Origin of the sequence: Streptococcus sp. ZY19097 (assembly GCF_040731245.1) — a bacterium.
GTDB lineage: Bacteria > Bacillota > Bacilli > Lactobacillales > Streptococcaceae > Streptococcus > Streptococcus orisratti.
The window spans coordinates 2,505,837-2,522,307 of the sequence record NZ_CP160400.1; the positions used below are offsets into that span (position 1 = coordinate 2,505,837).

Annotated in this window: 14 protein-coding genes, 17 tRNA genes and 2 rRNA genes; 4 read left to right on the plus strand and 29 right to left on the minus strand. The window is 40.7% G+C overall.

What is annotated here, in order from left to right; translation table 11 throughout:
- Positions 1–96: 96 nt before the first annotated feature.
- Positions 97–1,461, minus strand: a complete 1,365-nt coding sequence (locus tag ABZ559_RS12625) for a GHKL domain-containing protein (RefSeq protein WP_367006673.1) — start codon at positions 1,459–1,461, stop codon at positions 97–99.
- Positions 1,455–2,192, minus strand: coding sequence for a response regulator transcription factor (locus ABZ559_RS12630; RefSeq protein ID WP_367006675.1), 738 nt, complete (start codon positions 2,190–2,192; stop codon positions 1,455–1,457). Before ABZ559_RS12630 ends, ABZ559_RS12625 begins: the two co-directional genes overlap by 7 nt.
- Before the next feature lie 106 nt (positions 2,193–2,298).
- On the opposite strand from ABZ559_RS12630, the gene ABZ559_RS12635 reads away from it, so the two are divergent.
- From ABZ559_RS12635 to ABZ559_RS12650, 4 genes are all read left to right on the plus strand, one after another.
- Positions 2,299–2,640 (plus strand): hypothetical protein, encoded by a 342-nt coding sequence (locus ABZ559_RS12635; RefSeq protein WP_277291053.1) that lies wholly within the window; start codon positions 2,299–2,301, stop codon positions 2,638–2,640.
- Positions 2,641–2,926: 286 nt separating this feature from the next.
- The gene (locus tag ABZ559_RS12640; RefSeq protein WP_367006676.1) at positions 2,927–3,481 is read left to right on the plus strand and encodes a TetR/AcrR family transcriptional regulator; all 555 of its coding nucleotides are present in this window, start codon (positions 2,927–2,929) and stop codon (positions 3,479–3,481) included.
- On the plus strand, positions 3,478–3,711 hold the full coding sequence (locus tag ABZ559_RS12645) for a hypothetical protein (protein WP_367006677.1): 234 nt from the start codon (positions 3,478–3,480) through the stop codon (positions 3,709–3,711). Before ABZ559_RS12640 ends, ABZ559_RS12645 begins: the two co-directional genes overlap by 4 nt.
- 12 nt (positions 3,712–3,723) lie before the next feature.
- Positions 3,724–4,344, plus strand: coding sequence for a hypothetical protein (locus ABZ559_RS12650; RefSeq protein ID WP_367006678.1), 621 nt, complete (start codon positions 3,724–3,726; stop codon positions 4,342–4,344).
- Between the two features lie 172 nt (positions 4,345–4,516).
- Here ABZ559_RS12650 and ABZ559_RS12655 read toward each other — a convergent pair whose 3' ends face one another.
- The 27 genes from ABZ559_RS12655 to ABZ559_RS12785 form a co-directional block, all read right to left on the minus strand.
- Entirely contained in the window at positions 4,517–4,900 is a 384-nt protein-coding gene (locus tag ABZ559_RS12655; protein WP_367006679.1) for a hypothetical protein, read from the minus strand.
- 119 nt (positions 4,901–5,019) lie between these two features.
- Positions 5,020–5,292 (minus strand): hypothetical protein, encoded by a 273-nt coding sequence (locus ABZ559_RS12660; protein WP_367006681.1) that lies wholly within the window; start codon positions 5,290–5,292, stop codon positions 5,020–5,022.
- Between the two features lie 120 nt (positions 5,293–5,412).
- On the minus strand, positions 5,413–6,171 hold the full coding sequence (gene recO, locus ABZ559_RS12665) for a DNA repair protein RecO (protein WP_018375457.1): 759 nt from the start codon (positions 6,169–6,171) through the stop codon (positions 5,413–5,415).
- Entirely contained in the window at positions 6,161–7,336 is a 1,176-nt protein-coding gene (locus tag ABZ559_RS12670) for a pyridoxal phosphate-dependent aminotransferase (RefSeq protein WP_367006683.1), read from the minus strand. Before ABZ559_RS12670 ends, recO begins: the two co-directional genes overlap by 11 nt.
- Before the next feature lie 461 nt (positions 7,337–7,797).
- The gene (locus ABZ559_RS12675) at positions 7,798–8,766 is read right to left on the minus strand and encodes a ribose-phosphate diphosphokinase (RefSeq protein WP_018375459.1); all 969 of its coding nucleotides are present in this window, start codon (positions 8,764–8,766) and stop codon (positions 7,798–7,800) included.
- 114 nt (positions 8,767–8,880) lie between these two features.
- Positions 8,881–10,161, minus strand: a complete 1,281-nt coding sequence (gene pcsB / locus ABZ559_RS12680) for a peptidoglycan hydrolase PcsB (RefSeq protein WP_273414495.1) — start codon at positions 10,159–10,161, stop codon at positions 8,881–8,883.
- A 102-nt stretch (positions 10,162–10,263) separates the two neighbouring features.
- The gene (gene mreD, locus ABZ559_RS12685; RefSeq protein WP_273414497.1) at positions 10,264–10,770 is read right to left on the minus strand and encodes a rod shape-determining protein MreD; all 507 of its coding nucleotides are present in this window, start codon (positions 10,768–10,770) and stop codon (positions 10,264–10,266) included.
- Positions 10,771–11,598, minus strand: coding sequence for a rod shape-determining protein MreC (mreC, locus tag ABZ559_RS12690; protein WP_367006684.1), 828 nt, complete (start codon positions 11,596–11,598; stop codon positions 10,771–10,773). It abuts the gene before it with no gap.
- A gap of 114 nt (positions 11,599–11,712) precedes the next feature.
- Positions 11,713–11,800 (minus strand) — tRNA-Ser (locus ABZ559_RS12695).
- Between the two features lie 10 nt (positions 11,801–11,810).
- Positions 11,811–11,884: transfer RNA gene (locus ABZ559_RS12700), tRNA-Ile, on the minus strand.
- A gap of 35 nt (positions 11,885–11,919) precedes the next feature.
- A tRNA-Gly gene (locus ABZ559_RS12705) sits at positions 11,920–11,990 on the minus strand.
- A gap of 9 nt (positions 11,991–11,999) precedes the next feature.
- A tRNA-Phe gene (locus ABZ559_RS12710) sits at positions 12,000–12,072 on the minus strand.
- A 15-nt stretch (positions 12,073–12,087) separates the two neighbouring features.
- Positions 12,088–12,161: transfer RNA gene (locus ABZ559_RS12715), tRNA-Met, on the minus strand.
- A gap of 18 nt (positions 12,162–12,179) precedes the next feature.
- Positions 12,180–12,269: transfer RNA gene (locus ABZ559_RS12720), tRNA-Ser, on the minus strand.
- 4 nt (positions 12,270–12,273) lie between these two features.
- Positions 12,274–12,347: transfer RNA gene (locus ABZ559_RS12725), tRNA-Ile, on the minus strand.
- A 23-nt stretch (positions 12,348–12,370) separates the two neighbouring features.
- Positions 12,371–12,444 (minus strand) — tRNA-Met (locus tag ABZ559_RS12730).
- Positions 12,445–12,452: 8 nt separating this feature from the next.
- Positions 12,453–12,526: transfer RNA gene (locus ABZ559_RS12735), tRNA-Pro, on the minus strand.
- Positions 12,527–12,530: 4 nt separating this feature from the next.
- Positions 12,531–12,604: transfer RNA gene (locus tag ABZ559_RS12740), tRNA-Arg, on the minus strand.
- Positions 12,605–12,619: 15 nt separating this feature from the next.
- Positions 12,620–12,705, minus strand: a tRNA-Leu gene (locus ABZ559_RS12745).
- Between the two features lie 6 nt (positions 12,706–12,711).
- Positions 12,712–12,783: transfer RNA gene (locus tag ABZ559_RS12750), tRNA-Gly, on the minus strand.
- A gap of 14 nt (positions 12,784–12,797) precedes the next feature.
- Positions 12,798–12,870: transfer RNA gene (locus ABZ559_RS12755), tRNA-Thr, on the minus strand.
- 12 nt (positions 12,871–12,882) lie between these two features.
- Positions 12,883–12,964: transfer RNA gene (locus ABZ559_RS12760), tRNA-Leu, on the minus strand.
- Between the two features lie 8 nt (positions 12,965–12,972).
- Positions 12,973–13,045 (minus strand) — tRNA-Lys (locus ABZ559_RS12765).
- A 19-nt stretch (positions 13,046–13,064) separates the two neighbouring features.
- A tRNA-Asp gene (locus ABZ559_RS12770) sits at positions 13,065–13,137 on the minus strand.
- Positions 13,138–13,146: 9 nt separating this feature from the next.
- A tRNA-Val gene (locus ABZ559_RS12775) sits at positions 13,147–13,219 on the minus strand.
- A gap of 4 nt (positions 13,220–13,223) precedes the next feature.
- Positions 13,224–13,339: ribosomal RNA gene (gene rrf / locus ABZ559_RS12780) — 5S ribosomal RNA — on the minus strand.
- Positions 13,340–13,543: 204 nt separating this feature from the next.
- A 23S ribosomal RNA gene (locus ABZ559_RS12785) occupies positions 13,544–16,445 on the minus strand.
- Positions 16,446–16,471 lie beyond the last annotated feature (26 nt).

Genomic DNA, 16,471 nt, shown 5'->3' on the forward strand with positions numbered 1-16,471 from the left:
GACTTGATTTGTTTTACAAGAAGAGTATACCCCTAAAGAGCAATAAAAAATGACCACTCTAATGAATGGTCGTTTATTTGTCATGAACGGTAAATGTTATATTTCAACTGTCTGTGGCACATGTAGTTCTTGACGGAATCGAAAAGCCTGACTAGTCGTCACCAGTCTACAAGACGGATAGTGTGACAAAATTTTCTGCACATTGGCCAAACCAATCCCTCGCCCCTCTCCCTTACTGGATTTTCCATAAGAAAAGATAGATTTTGTTTGAATCCGTACTTCCACTGTACTATTTTCGATGATAAGGATTTTTTCACCTTGGTCTTCAAAATAGGCCACAAGCAGACTCTTCTCAGCTGACAAACTGGCTGCCTCTATGGCATTGTCTAAAAAGATTGATAAGATGGTCACCATATCCAGCAATTCGATTCCTACTGGAGCGGTGCTAACTTCTTCTATCTCAACGGTCAGCTGAATCCCCCGACTTTGAGCTTCCATCAGCTTAGCAGATAAAATACTTTTCATCGCAGTATTATCCAGATGTGCTAGATTTCCAATATCATAGGCATCTTGATAAAATTTCTGGTCTGTCCCTGCTAAAACCGTTTGATAGATAGCCTTGATTTCACTGACATCTTCCTGCTTGATAGCTTCATTCAGACTGACTAGAATATTGGTATAGTCATGTCGAAAACTCCTGATGTCCTTATACAGGCTTTCCACATGCTGACTGTAGTCTTCTAAAGAAGATAATTGAGCGTCCTTTGCTTCCTGCAATTCCTCAGTCAACTGCTCTTTTAACTTGGCATTGAGGAAAAAGAGACTCCCAATAAAGTAAGCAAAATAAATCTTGATAAAATCCAGAACAACTAGGCTATCGCCAATACCAAGCGACACCGAAAAACTCATTTCTCCTACTGACTGTCCAAAAACAAGCAACGTATGCACCACAAGAATATAGAAGAGCATAGAATAAATTAGGTTCTTGAGACTCTTTTTAAACTTAGGATAGGCAAAGACCTTCTTCATGTGCTGAAAATCAATTCCCAGCAAACGGATAAAGGTCCGATAAAAAGGAATAAATAGCAAAAGGACCACTACCACAAAGAGAATATCAAGCCATTCCAGATGTGTCTGCCATAGTTGAAAGGTTGTCCACTTAAACTGGTAAATCCCAAAGGTTCGCTGAAATAAATCAACCAAGACAAAAGGTGCCAAACCGTAGAACAAGGATTGAGACCAAGTCCAAGACCGTTGAAATATCAAAAGATAGACCAGGAAATAAAAAGGTTCGAGGTAAGGAATACTATCTGGAAAAAGGATGAATAATCCCGAAAATAGACCTGAGAAAGCAAGCAATCGCCACCATTTCAAGCTCAGCTGACTCAACTGATTAAAAACTCCAAGCTTGATAAACCAGTCGATGAAGGACACTAGAAAAATGAGAACAATCGCTAGCATTTACCAACCCTCTCTAGCAAACCTTTCAGTTTCATTCGAGAGACCAAGCAAGATTCCTCCTGTTCAAAATAAACCATCCGCTCCACAGCATCCACACGAAGAATATTAGCAGGATTGACCACATAAGCCCGATGGCTCTGGTACAAACGTTCATCCATTTTAGCAATATCTGATACCTTGCCATAAAACTCTGTATGACCTGACTTGGTTGTCAAGACAACCTTATGAGGCGTTGAAGAGGTTTCAAAATACAAAATATCTGAAAACGGCACCTGAATCTGAGAAAACTCACTCTTGAAAACAAAAGCATCATCACTCACAGTCTGACTGATATGACTATAAGCATGTTGGAGAACATCTGCCACCGCTTCCTTAAAGGCAGGCTCATCCAACCCCTTATCAATAAAATCAAGAGCTGACACACGGTATTTATAGGTCAAAGGCATAAATTCCGAATGCGTCGTTACAAAAACAATCACAGCATGCGGATCACGCGCCCTTATCTCCCGTGCAATCTCCATCCCTTTCTTCTCCTCACCTCTAATCTCAATATCTAGGAAAAAGAGTTGATGGTTTCCAGTCTCTGTTACAGCCTCAAGTAACTGCTGAGGTTTACCAAACACTTCTAAGGTCTTGTAGGCAACGTCACTCGTTTTTACAGCTTCCTCAATCACCTGCTCCAACCTAGCTTGTTGCATAAAATCATCTTCCAAGATAAAAATCCGTAACATCTCATCCCCCATTCATGACAAAATAAAGACTGTTCATGACAGCGCCACCCCATTTTCTCTAAAATCTCCTATACTAAGATATATCAAAGAAAGGAAAGGAACCTACATGATTTATATCCTAAAACCATTCTTCTATCCAAATACGATAGAAAGGATTTTAAACCAACTTGGGCGACCATTCCAAGTCAAACACAAGGAAGATTTTCCCGTCACCCATCAAATTAACTACTATTTTATCATAAATACCCCTCAAAACATATTCTGGGATGGACTGAAGATAGCCAAAGCCATTCGCCAGCGAGATAACACTGGACAGCTCATCTTGATTGATGAAGAGCCTGACTACCAAGTCTGCTTCCGAAGCCACCTCTCCTTTCTAGCTGTCCTGACACCACACCAAGCCCAAACAGAATTAAGGGAATATCTACAAAACAGCCCTCTCCACTGAGAAGGCTGTTTTTATTTAGAACCTGTATTCAGCTTTTATATAAGAAATAATTTTTCGCTAATCAAGATAGGTTATTTGAGGGAGTACTGACTGTACTTTGAAAAAAACTAACGATGAGTAGCTGAAAAACTAGTCTTAGATGAAAGTGATGAACTATGAATACAGGTTCTAAATATAGCAAGCAGGGAATTATTGAACCACGACAAATTTTAGTCATTTTGTCGGAAACTGGAAAAAATCTAGTTTTTTCGGTAAACTAACACTAAAAAGACACGAGGTATTTACAGTGACTGAGTCTGCTAAAGTAAAATTACAACAAGCACTTATTCTTCTCTTGGATGAAAAAGAATTTGAACGTATTTCTGTCAGTCAAATTTGTAAAGAAGCTGGTGTCCACCGTTCTACTTTCTACAGTTACTATGACAACCAAATAGATTTGCTAGAGGATGCTTATCAATACCTCACTAGCCTTTTTCAATCTGAATTCAAGCACTATCAAACAAATTATAAGTCAGATGAAAAGGCAGGCTTGGTGGGAGATGCCTATCTTGTTCCATATCTAACCTTTGTAAAAGATTACCAAAAAATCTACCGTATTTATCTCAGTCATGAGCTCGATTTCCAACATAAAGATCGTTTTGACAGTCTTGTCGCTACTATTTTTACTCCCCGATCTCATGCTCACGGTGTTACAGACCCTATACGTATCGCTTACATGGTTAGCTTTTTCATGGCAGGTATCACTCAGATTATTTCCCGCTGGTTGCGTAACGACTGCGCAGAGCCAATTGAAGAAATAGTTGATATTATCCAAACTTGTATTCCTAAGGAGAATAAATGACTACTAACAAGCTGAAAACAAAGCAAGAACCCTTATCGAAATCCAATTTTTTAAAACCATCATGGAAACTAATTGCCCTATTACTGATAATTATTTTTGTTCTTTCTTATTTAGGAACAATGGTCTTTGAAGAAGACAGCATGTTCGCCTATATCACGAACACACTTTCCGGTATTGGAACTGCCTATTTTGTCATCTGTTTTATTTATTGGATTAGCCTCAAAAAATGAAAAGTAGCTTTCTTGCAAAACCCTTGGCTAACCAGTAGCTTGTCTATTTTAACAGGACTTGCTACTAATCTGATTTACTGCTTGGCAATGATTGCTGTTGGTAGTTACAATCACTCTCCTTGGTACTTTACTGTTGCTCTTTACCATGCTATCTTAGCATTGCAAAAATCTTTTCTTGGTTACTCATTCCGTAAACATCGCGAGGATTTATCACGTGCTTGGCGTATCTATCGGTTAGTGGCTTATCTCATTTCTGCTGTTTCGTTTGCCCTGGTGGCAACAATTATTTTAGTCATTAGCCAAAAATATCATCTCAATAGTGGCACTAATTACGCTATTGCTATGGCAGTCTATACTTTTACCATTGCTATCACATCTTTTATCAATACTATCCAATCCCGAAAATTAAAACACCCACTATTAGTCGCAAGTCGATATGTCAGTCTCACTTCTTCCCTTTTTTCTGTTTTTACGCTTCAAACCATTATTCTTCAGACATTTAACACTAAAAATGAGTTAGATTGGACCACAACATCACTTATAACAGGTATTGCCATTTTTCTTATTATCAATGTCCTCGCTTTGCTAATGATTAATCAAGCACAAAAAAATCTTAAAAAATTGAGTTCGTAAGAACTCAAGAGATCAAAAAATTCGTATTTGTATTCCAGCATTCGCACTGAAATATAAACACGAACTCCAATAAATGAATCTGAGCTATTTACTCAGGTTCTTTTTAATTTTTCAAACCAACAGCAACTGGAATAATGCCGATAATTAATACTCAATGAAAATCAAAAGTAGCCTAGGAAACGAAGCCGACGATAGAACTTGAGTTCATCAAGGCAAGTTGACAACGGATAATTTTGATTTTCGAAGAGTCTAAGATAAGACCAATGAAACCAAGGATAACCCCAAGGACAAAATTTCCAGCTGTGACTAGGGCAAATCCTCCACCAAATACTAACAAGGCAAAGACACAGTAAAGAACTTTTGCTGTCAACTTAAGATCTAAGTTTGGTGCTCCTTTTCCTGATAATCGTCTCTGAAGAATCCATGATACGACAACTAAAACAAGCCCTAAAATAGATAAAGGCATTCCCAGTGAGGGCATTCCCCACTCTGGCAGTGTATAAAGGCACATTCCTAAAGCCAAAACAAGCAAACTAACCGTATAAGCAATCAACACAATAAAATCTCTTTTTTTTCATCTTTCATTCTCTTTCTCTAATATAAAATCTGGAAAAGTTAAAAACAAATCTTTTGTTTTATCTTTACTCTTATTTACTTACTTTGATAATATGTAAGCTATTTAACAACGTGTTTGGCATGAGCATCATGCTTGGCTTTTGACCGTTCTTTAGATGCTATTGCTGAAACTTGTAGACGTGCCCTAGCCTCCTCAAGCGTTTCATTATCTTTGGTAAAAAATTTCCCAATAAATTTATCTGATACTTTGGTGAAACTATTTACGGCGGCCGTCTCTGTTACTTTATACCCATTAACAACTGTTTTTTCAACAACTTTATGGGCATTGACAACTTTTTCTGCTATTTTTTCATTTGCTTCTATAAGTGACATCAAGCAAACCTCCTTCTCTTTATGCTATCAGTATAACCAATGCAACCAGAAGTTTGAACGACAAGTTTGGTAAAAAGTGTCGGATTAAACGAAAAAACCTTCACAATAGTAAAGGCTTTCTCACTTCTTCATAATGTCTCCCCATTTTCCCAGATCGTTAATAAATTTTTTACTTTTAAGATGCAAACCAACGTAGTTCTCATACAAATCATCAATAAACTGGCGTAGTTTCTTTTTCATTTCAGGTTTTATGGAAATGCTTTGTAATTCTTCAAAAGAAATATTCTGAAAACGATCCAAAAGATACGGAACATTGGGATCTAAGTGACTACGATGTTGATCTTTTTCATAATGTTGCGGGCAAAGCAAGCCCGAGTACTTATGAGAAAAGTCAAAGGGCAAGCCCACACGGTGACAAAAGACACAGTCATGAAAATTCAGATTGACACCAAATCGTTCCAATAGTTGAATTTCAAAGATATTGGTCAGGATTTCATAATCAAGCCCCTGATCCATTAATTCCAAAGTTTTTCTCAAAAAAACAAAGAGTTGAGGATCCGACACAGCATCTACAAGTGCCGCATCTGCCAAGGCGACGACATAGGAAGCATAAGATAGAGTAAATAAATCTGCATTAATCTTCTTATAAACCTCCACATCCCTATAATCTTCAATATAGGACAGTCCATCATCATTAATTTTCAGAATAAAATCGGCAACTGTCAATGGTTGAATGACCGAAGACAGTTTTGACTTTCCTGCATGTTTCACGAAAAACATTCGCTTTCCAGCTGTTTCTGTAAAAATCTTTACCAATTTATCATCTTCACGATAATTTCGATTATAGAGAATCAGTCCACTTGTTTCTCTAATTTGCATGATCTTCCATAAATGCTTTTAGGCGGTCCATAGCCGTGCTGATAGTTTCCATGCTGGCCGCATAAGACAGACGCACGTAGCCTTCCCCATATTTCCCAAAAGCTACGCCTGGAATGAAAGCGACAGCCTTTTCACGAGCAAAATCCTGACAGAATTTGAACGAATCCTGCTCATATCCTGCTGGAATTTTAGCAAAAATATAGAAAGCACCATCTGGTTTGATAATCTTAAAACCAAGTGCAGACATCTTATCAATAATATAATCACGACGTTTAATATATTCTGCTCTCATTGGTAAAGCATCATCTTTACCAGCTGATAATGCTTCAATTGCAGCAAACTGAGCCATAGTTGCTGCAGCTGTTACCAAATACTGATGACTCTTAATCAGCTGGGCTGTAAAGTTAGCTGGAGCAAAGATTAAACCGATTCGCCAGCCGGTCATAGCATGTGATTTGGATAGTCCATTGATAAGAATAGTCTGTTCTGGTAGATATTCAGCAATGGAGACATGCGGGGCGGGGCTGTAGGTCAACTCAGAGTAAACCTCGTCAGATACCACAAAGACTTCATATTTCTTGAGCACCTCTGCCAAACCCTTAATTTGTTCCCGTGAATAGGTCACACCAGTTGGATTGGTTGGATAATTTAAGAGAACAGCCTTTACCTTATCTCCTTGCTCAATAATAGCTTTTTCCAACATATCAGGGGTCAATACAAAATCATTGGCTGTTGTATCAATTTCCACAATTGACGCACCAACAAGATTGGCAATAGGTTCGTAACCCGGGTAAGCTGGAGCAGGAAGTAAAACAGTATCTCCAGGTTCCAAAATAGCAGTTAAGGTTGCTGATAAAGCTTCAGTTGCACCGATTGTCACTAAAATTTGATTATCGGGATCGTAACTAAGATTGTACTTATCACGAACAAAAGCTGCCGCAGCCTTCCGCAATTCAAGTAGGCCAGCCATCCCAGTATAATGTGACTGATTAGCATCAATAGCTGCTTTTGCCGCTTCCTTAACATGATCAGGAGTCGTAAAATCAGGTTCTCCTAAAGTTAATTTCATAATTCCTGGAACATCAGAAATTGATTGATCAAATTGGCGGATCAAAGAAACTTCGATTTGATCTAAATTTTTATTAAAACGATTGACTAAATTCATATTATCACCTCACAGATTAAGTAACTCTATTATACACAAAATTCTGACAATTACCAGTCCTTTTGTGATTTATCCACATAGGAAATCCGCAAAAACTTATGCACTTGTGGATAAGTTCTTATCCATAACTTCCCAATACTCAACCAAAATCAAAAATAACAAACTTATAACTATCATCACGAATCATACCCTTTTACCGTGACAAAAGATTCCATCAATCGTGTAATTGTTCATTTTTGAATATATCCAATCACTTCCAGGTAGCTATTTCTGATTTTTAATCAGTATCAATCATACCCACCAAACAGATAAGTTAAGATAAGACTTCGTTTTGGATTGATTTATTAATTTTTTACCTTCATAAAACAGATAATATGATGGAGATTTTACAGAGCACTTATAAATGGACTATAAACCTCATCACAAAAAAGGAGCAACCCCGGAGTCGCTCCTTTTCAATATTAACCAATTTTTCCAATTTCAAACAACGGTGACAATGGACGCTTCTCATGAATACGGATAATAGCTTCCGCAATCAAATCAGCGATTGAAATCTGTTCAATCTTATCAATCAAACGCTCTTCAGGAAGATAAATAGTATCCAAAACGATTAATTTTTCAATAGCTGACTTTTGAATATTGTCTAGTGCAGGCCCTGAAAGAACTGGGTGTGTACAGGAAGCATAAACAGCTGTCGCACCCGCTTCTGCCAAAGCATCTGCTGCATGACAAATTGTTCCAGCCGTATCAATCATATCATCAATCAGAATACACTTTTTCCCTTTTACATTACCAATAATATTCATCACCTCGGAAGTGTTCATTTTTGTCACACTACGTCGCTTATCAATAATAGCAATTGGTGTTTGGAGGAATTGTGCCAACTTACGTGCACGTGTAACACCACCATGGTCAGGACTAACAACAACGACATCATCTCCAACTAACCCGTGACGATCAAAATAATCCGCAATCAATGGTGCCCCCATCAAATGATCAACAGGAATATCAAAGAAACCTTGAATTTGTGCCGCATGAAGATCTACTGTCAATAGACGATCAACGCCTGCAACTTCAAGCATATTTGCAACCAATTTAGATGTGATTGGTTCACGTGAACGCGCCTTACGGTCTTGACGAGCGTAGCCGTAGTAAGGCATAACAACACTAATTTTTTCAGCACTGGCACGCTTGAGTGCATCCACCATAATTAAAATTTCCATCAGGTTATCATTAACTGGTGAACTCGTTGATTGCAAAATGAAAACATGATGTCCTCGAATAGACTCTTCAATGTTAACTTGAATCTCACCATCAGAAAACTGACGAACAGTTGATTTACCAAGTTGGATGCCCATTGTATCAGCAACTCTTTGTGCCAATTCTTTGTTTGAAGAGAGGGCAAACAATTTTAAATCAGAATAAGACATGATTTCCTCCAAAGTTTTAATCCTATACCATTTTAACGTTTTTTGAGCATTTTTTCAATGAAAATAAAATGATTTAAACTCAAAACGACGAGGTTTTAGCCTCGTCGTTTGATATTATTGGTAAATAAAGTAATGTGATCCTGATGAATTAACATTAAAAGTACCACGATAATTTCCGATAGACATATTACCAGCATAATTTGATTCCATGACAGTAATATTTGAACCAGATACTGATGTTACATAAGCAACGTGACCATAACCACCACCATCATATGGCCAAACAATAACTGCACCAACAGCGGGAGTTGAGCCTGTTGAATGACCAGCAGCTACAGCACTAGCACCCCATTGATTAGCATTTCCCCAGTTGTTACCAACCCAGCTAGCTAATGACTTGACACCCCAAGTACATTGACCTACAGGATAAGTATTTCCTGAAGTCGAATATGAAACTGTAGTAGCCGCTGTCGTAGTTGATTGAGTCACAGTTGGTGAGCTAGTAGTTGACGAAGCGGTTGACTGTGTTGAGGAAGTATTAGCTTGAGCAGATGATTCTGCTTGCACACTCGGTGCTTGAACCGTTGTTGTTGTTTCAGTAGTAACAGTTTCTTGTGCTTGTACTGCTGCTTGAGCTGCTGCAACTGATTCTGCTTGAGCTTTAGCTTCCGCCTCTGCTTGAGCCTTAGCTGCTGCTTCCGCTGCTGCTGCTTGGCGTGCAGCTTCTTCTGCTGCTGCTTTTTGAGAAACAAGATTTGCTCTCTCTTCTTCCGCAGTAGCCAATTGAGATGCCAATTCTAATTGTGCAACTTGTAATTCTGCTTGCTTAGTTGTTAAAGCAGCTTTATTATCAGCCAAGATTGCTGAGTTTTCAGCGACTGTATTAATTGCTTTTTGATTTTCTGCTTGTTTTTCCTCAATAGAAGCCTTGTCAGCCTTTTGTTGAGCCAACATTTTTTCATTTGCAGAAACAACTTCACGGATAGCCACAACACGGTTAATCGCATCAGATACAGATTTAGAGTTTAAAAGCGTGTTGATATAACTAGTAGCAGTCCCTGATTTTTGAGCACTACGCGCCTGTTTTTTAAGCGAATCATTACGTGCAACAATTTTGCTTGATAATGCTTGAATTTCTTCATTAAGCTTTTGTGACTCAGCTTCCAATTTAGCATTTTCAGCTTCTAATTCCGCTTGCTGATCTTCAAGAGAAGAAACTTGGGTTTGAATAGAAGAAACCTGAGCTTGGGCTGCAGCTTGATCAGCCGTAAGATTTGAAATTACAGCATCTTTAGCAGAGATTTGACTATCAAAATCATCCGCACTAACTTGTGTAGCAACAGTTCCAAGTGTAACACCACTTACCAAAACTGCTGATAAAATTCTTTTTTTCATATATATAAAACGACTCCTTTTCGATAAGACATCTATTATTTTACCAAAAAATTAAACTGTTAACATTACGCAATTATTACAATTCCATTTTGAAAGCGTAAACTACTTTTCTAAAAAGATTTTTTTTAACCCATTTCGCGCTATTAGAAACAAAAATGAGTTAAAAACAAGCGATGGAGCAATTGAAAAAGTAACATAATTCATTAAGTCAAAATTAGTAATATTATAAAAAACAGCTAAAAAATATGTCAGCAAATCAACTAAGAACAATAAAATAATAAAAATGAATAAACTTGGAAAAAAGGATTCTAAAAATACATAGGAAATCTTTCTTGCTAACATAAAAAAGGCAAATAATATCAATAACATGATACCAAAATGGTTAAGATAATAAAAATCATACAAAATTCCTAAAACAAGAAAAATGCTGACGGAAATTATCTTTTTTCTCCCACTAGAATAAAATAAGGCTGCTAATAAAAACAAATGGGAAGTGATGAAAATTTTATTTTCCGTCAAAATACTGGCTAAAAAAGACACTTGACCATCAATCAGCATTAGAAAAAAAAGTAACAAACCTAAGAAAAATTCATTTTTCAACAAACGCATTTAATCACCTACAATTGTTACATACCTAACTGCATCAAAGTTAACTTTTGGTGTCACATAAATTTTCCGATTAAGTGTATCTGATGCGTCATCAACCTTACTAACATTCCCTACTATAACATCACTTACACTTTCTCCATCTAACCCACTTGTTAAAACTTGAGCATTTGCCTCAATCTTTTCAGAAGAATTTACTTGAGAAACAACATATTGACTAGTGGATTTATCAAAAGAGGTTAATAACCCGTAAATGAAAGAGTTACCCGTAGAAATTTTAACTGGAATATTAATTTTTTCGCTAGAAGATAGTAACTCTACATTAGAAGACTGAGAGGAAACAGAGGAAATTTTCCCAATTAATCCTCCATTAGAAGTAACTAACATTCCGCTCTTAACACCATAGCTACTTCCAACACCAACAACTAAACTATCGTACCATGAAACAGGACTTCTTACAATCACTTGTGCGATCAAATTAACAGGATTTGTGAAAGAATCAGAAGTAGAGATTTCAGCCTTTAAAGCTTCATTTTCATCCATTACACGTTGTAACTCTTCTTGTTGATTTTCTAAATCGGATATTTCTGATTTTAACTCTTCGTTCTCTTTATAAGTATCCAACAGCTCCTTTACATCATCACCTACAGAGAGAGCAAAGCGAAAAGGAGTAGAAAGAATATTATCAACTTTGGATATTATTCCACTAACAGGCGAAGAAAGATTCCCCAAGAAAGAAGGATTTCGGAAAAAGAAAAAAATAAGCATTACTCCAAAAATAGAAATCATAACTAAGAAAAAAAGAATACGATAAAATCTCGTTTGCTTCATGTGCCACCCAAACTTTATAAAAAATAGTAGTAAAATTAAAATACTACCTAGCCAAATCAAGAAAAAAGTAAAAATAAAACGAGATATCAAAAGATAATCTCGTTTTCACATAGACGGAGAATAAGGGATTCGAACCCTTGCGCCAGTTACCCGACCTAACGATTTAGCAAACCGTCCTCTTCAGCCTCTTGAGTAATTCTCCACTCTATTTATGGGCACAAGTGGACTCGAACCACCGACCTCACGCTTATCAGGCGTGCGCTCTAACCAGCTGAGCTATGCGCCCAAAATTTTTGGGATAAATTTAATAAATAAATCTAAAGCGGGTGACGAGAATCGAACTCGCGACAACAGCTTGGAAGGCTGTAGTTTTACCACTAAACTACACCCGCATATATAAATGGCGCGAGACGGAATCGAACCGCCGACACATGGAGCTTCAATCCATTGCTCTACCAACTGAGCTACCGAGCCAACTCTCAAATTAAATTGCGGGAGCAGGATTTGAACCTACGACCTTCGGGTTATGAGCCCGACGAGCTACCTAGCTGCTCCATCCCGCGATAACAATATTAATTCTAAGGAGGATGTGGGATTCGAACCCACGCACGCTTTTACACGCCTGACGGTTTTCAAGACCGTTCCCTTCAGCCAGACTTGGGTAATCCTCCAAAATGGACCTTGTAGGAGTCGAACCTACGACCGCTCGGTTATGAGCCGAGTGCTCTAACCAATTGAGCTAAAGGTCCAAAACCAAAATAGAAACTAAAAATAGCGGCGAAGGGGATCGAACCCCCGACCTCCCGGGTATGAACCGGACGCTCTAGCCAGCTGAGCTACACCGCCATTCCACATCGGGAAGACAGGATTCGAACCTGCGACCCCTTGGTCCCAAACCAAGTACTCTACCAAGCTGAGCTACTTCCCGAAAATGCACCCTAGAGGATTCGAACCTCTAACCGCCTGATTCGTAGTCAGGTACTCTATCCAGTTGAGCCAAGGGTGCCTTATATTCAATTTATGCCGAGGACCGGGATCGAACCGGTACGAAGGTCACCCTTCGCAGGATTTTAAGTCCTGTGCGTCTGCCAATTCCGCCACCCCGGCCTCTAAAGCGAACGACGGGATTCGAACCCGCGACCCCCACCTTGGCAAGGTGATGTTCTACCACTGAACTACGTTCGCACTTATTCAATTTATGCCGGCTACATGACTTGAACACGCGACCCTCTGATTACAAATCAGATGCTCTACCAACTGAGCTAAGCCGGCTAACTTCTCTAATGCGGGTTAAGGGACTTGAACCCCCACGCCGTTAAGCGCCAGATCCTAAATCTGGTGCGTCTGCCAATTCCGCCAAACCCGCATCTCTTATGACCCGTGCTGGGCTCGAACCAGCGACCCTTTGATTAAAAGTCAAATGCTCTACCGACTGAGCTAACGAGTCTATCCAATCTTCCGACTGACGGTCCCGACGGGAATCGAACCCGCGATCTTCGCCGTGACAGGGCGACGTGATAACCGCTACACTACGGGACCTTTTAATTATGGGAGTTAACGGGATCGAACCGCTGACCCTCTGCTTGTAAGGCAGATGCTCTCCCAGCTGAGCTAAACTCCCTATTGCTAAGCGACTCCCTTATCTCACAGGGGGCAACCCCCAACTACATCAGGCGTACTAGGGCTTAACTGCTGTGTTCGGCATGGGAACAGGTGTATCTCCTAGGCTATCGTCACTTAACTATCGAATGGTTTGACCACTCAAAATTGAATATCTATACTCTATCAAGAAAACCGTACGCTGTCAATACTGACGTCGTTGAATTTTATGAATTGTATTCGAACTAAAAAGCTAGTGATTTAGACAAATCGCCTTAAAGTCTCAACGACTTCCGCGTTGATTTTCTAAAATCCTACGCTTTTCTTTACGTTCTCATTACTTAGTTTGGATAAGTCCTCGAGCTATTAGTATTAGTCCGCTACACATGTCACCATGCTTCCACTCCTAACCTATCTACCTGATCATCTCTCAGGGCTCTTACTGATATAAAATCATGGGAAATCTCATCTTGAGGTGGGCTTCACACTTAGATGCTTTCAGCGTTTATCCCTTCCCTACATAGCTACCCAGCGATGCCTTTGGCAAGACAACTGGTACACCAGCGGTAAGTCCACTCTGGTCCTCTCGTACTAGGAGCAGATCCTCTCAAATTTCCTACGCCCGCGACGGATAGGGACCGAACTGTCTCACGACGTTCTGAACCCAGCTCGCGTGCCGCTTTAATGGGCGAACAGCCCAACCCTTGGGACCGACTACAGCCCCAGGATGCGACGAGCCGACATCGAGGTGCCAAACCTCCCCGTCGATGTGAACTCTTGGGGGAGATAAGCCTGTTATCCCCAGGGTAGCTTTTATCCGTTGAGCGATGGCCCTTCCATACGGTACCACCGGATCACTAAGCCCGACTTTCGTCCCTGCTCGAGTTGTTGCTCTCGCAGTCAAGCTCCCTTATACCTTTACACTCTACGACTGATTTCCAACCAGTCTGAGGGAACCTTTGGGCGCCTCCGTTACATTTTAGGAGGCGACCGCCCCAGTCAAACTGCCCGTCAGACACTGTCTCCGATAGGGATCACCTATCTAGGTTAGAGTAACCATAACACAAGGGTAGTATCCCAACAACGCCTCAATCGAAACTGGCGTCCCGATGTCCTAGGCTCCTACCTATCCTGTACATGTGGTACAGTTACTCAATATCAAACTGCAGTAAAGCTCCATGGGGTCTTTCCGTCCTGTCGCGGGTAACCTGCATCTTCACAGGTACTAAAATTTCACCGAGTCTCTCGTTGAGACAGTGCCCAAATCATTACGCCTTTCGTGCGGGTCGGAACTTACCCGACAAGGAATTTCGCTACCTTAGGACCGTTATAGTTACGGCCGCCGTTTACTGGGGCTTCAATTCATACCTTCGCTTACGCTAAGCACTCCTCTTAACCTTCCAGCACCGGGCAGGCGTCACCCCCTATACATCATCTTACGATTTAGCAGAGAGCTGTGTTTTTGATAAACAGTTGCTTGGGCCTATTCACTGCGGCTGACTTAAAGTCAGCGCCCCTTCTCCCGAAGTTACGGGGCCATTTTGCCGAGTTCCTTAACGAGAGTTCTCTCGATCACCTGAGGCTACTCGCCTCGACTACCTGTGTCGGTTTGCGGTACGGGTAGAGTATGATACAACGCTAGAAGCTTTTCTCGGCAGTGTGACGTCACTAACTTCGCTACTAAACTTCGCTCCCCATCACAGCTCAATGTTATAGGTATAAGCATTTTACTCATACCACACCTCACTGATTAGACGTGCACTTCCAATCGCACGCTTTAGTTAGCCTACTGCGTCCCTCCATCACTTCATACTCTAGTACAGGAATATCAACCTGTTGGCCATCGGATACACCCTTCGGTCTCTCCTTAGGTCCCGACTAACCCAGGGCGGACGAGCCTTCCCCTGGAAACCTTAGTCTTACGGTGGATGGGATTCTCACCCATCTTTCGCTACTCATACCGGCATTCTCACTTCTATGCGTTCCAGCGCTCCTCACGGTACACCTTCATCACCCATAGAACGCTCTCCTACCATACCTATAAAAGGTATCCACAGCTTCGGTAATATGTTTTAGCCCCGGTACATTTTCGGCGCAGGGTCACTCGACTAGTGAGCTATTACGCACTCTTTGAATGAATAGCTGCTTCTAAGCTAACATCCTAGTTGTCTGTGCAACCCCACATCCTTTTCCACTTAACATATATTTTGGGACCTTAGCTGGTGGTCTGGGCTGTTTCCCTTTCGACTACGGATCTTAGCACTCGCAGTCTGACTGCCGACCATAAATCAATGGCATTCGGAGTTTATCTGAGATTGGTAATCCGGGATGGACCCCTCACCCAAACAGTGCTCTACCTCCATGATTCTTAATGTCGACGCTAGCCCTAAAGCTATTTCGGAGAGAACCAGCTATCTCCAAGTTCGTTTGGAATTTCTCCGCTACCCACAAGTCATCCAAGCACTTTTCAACGTGCCCTGGTTCGGTCCTCCAGTGCGTCTTACCGCACCTTCAACCTGCTCATGGGTAGGTCACATGGTTTCGGGTCTACGTCCACGTACTCATTCGCCCTATTCAGACTCGGTTTCCCTACGGCTCCGTCTCTTCAACTTAACCTCGCACGTAAACGTAACTCGCCGGTTCATTCTACAAAAGGCACGCTCTCACCCATTAACGGGCTCGAACTTGTTGTAGGCACACGGTTTCAGGTTCTATTTCACTCCCCTCCCGGGGTGCTTTTCACCTTTCCCTCACGGTACTGGTTCACTATCGGTCACTAGGGAGTATTTAGGGTTGGGAGATGGTCCTCCCAGATTCCGACGAGATTCCACGTGTCTCGCCGTACTCAGGATACTGCTAGGTATAAAGACTATTTCAAATACGAGGCTATTACTCTCTTTGGCCTACCTTCCCAGGTAGTTCTTCTATACTCTTTAAGTCCATATTGCAGTCCTACAACCCCAGAGAGTAAACTCTCTGGTTTGCCCTCCTGCCTCTTCGCTCGCCGCTACTAAGGCAATCGCTTTTGCTTTCTCTTCCTGCAGCTACTTAGATGTTTCAGTTCACTGCGTCTTCCTTCCTCTACCCTTAACAGGTAGGGATACTAGCCATCAGCTAGTGGGTTCCCCCATTCGGACATCTCTGGATCAGCGCTTACTTACAACTCCCCAAAGCATTTCGTCGTTAGTCACGTCCTTCATCGGCTCCTAGTGCCAAGGCATCCACCGTGCGCCCTTATTAACTTAACCTTATTAAACTAGTTTTTTAAACTAGA

Bases quoted from the DNA above. Each gene is read 5' to 3' on its own strand.
- ABZ559_RS12625 (WP_367006673.1), bottom strand. From the start codon at position 1,461: ATGCTAGCGATTGTTCTCATTTTTCTAGTGTCCTTCATCGACTGGTTT.
- ABZ559_RS12630 (WP_367006675.1), bottom strand. From the start codon at position 2,192: ATGTTACGGATTTTTATCTTGGAAGATGATTTTATGCAACAAGCTAGG.
- ABZ559_RS12635 (WP_277291053.1), top strand. From the start codon at position 2,299: ATGATTTATATCCTAAAACCATTCTTCTATCCAAATACGATAGAAAGG.
- ABZ559_RS12645 (WP_367006677.1), top strand. From the start codon at position 3,478: ATGACTACTAACAAGCTGAAAACAAAGCAAGAACCCTTATCGAAATCC.
- ABZ559_RS12660 (WP_367006681.1), bottom strand. From the start codon at position 5,292: ATGTCACTTATAGAAGCAAATGAAAAAATAGCAGAAAAAGTTGTCAAT.
- recO (WP_018375457.1), bottom strand. From the start codon at position 6,171: ATGCAAATTAGAGAAACAAGTGGACTGATTCTCTATAATCGAAATTAT.
- ABZ559_RS12670 (WP_367006683.1), bottom strand. From the start codon at position 7,336: ATGAATTTAGTCAATCGTTTTAATAAAAATTTAGATCAAATCGAAGTT.
- ABZ559_RS12675 (WP_018375459.1), bottom strand. From the start codon at position 8,766: ATGTCTTATTCTGATTTAAAATTGTTTGCCCTCTCTTCAAACAAAGAA.
- pcsB (WP_273414495.1), bottom strand. From the start codon at position 10,161: ATGAAAAAAAGAATTTTATCAGCAGTTTTGGTAAGTGGTGTTACACTT.
- mreD (WP_273414497.1), bottom strand. From the start codon at position 10,770: ATGCGTTTGTTGAAAAATGAATTTTTCTTAGGTTTGTTACTTTTTTTT.
- mreC (WP_367006684.1), bottom strand. From the start codon at position 11,598: ATGAAGCAAACGAGATTTTATCGTATTCTTTTTTTCTTAGTTATGATT.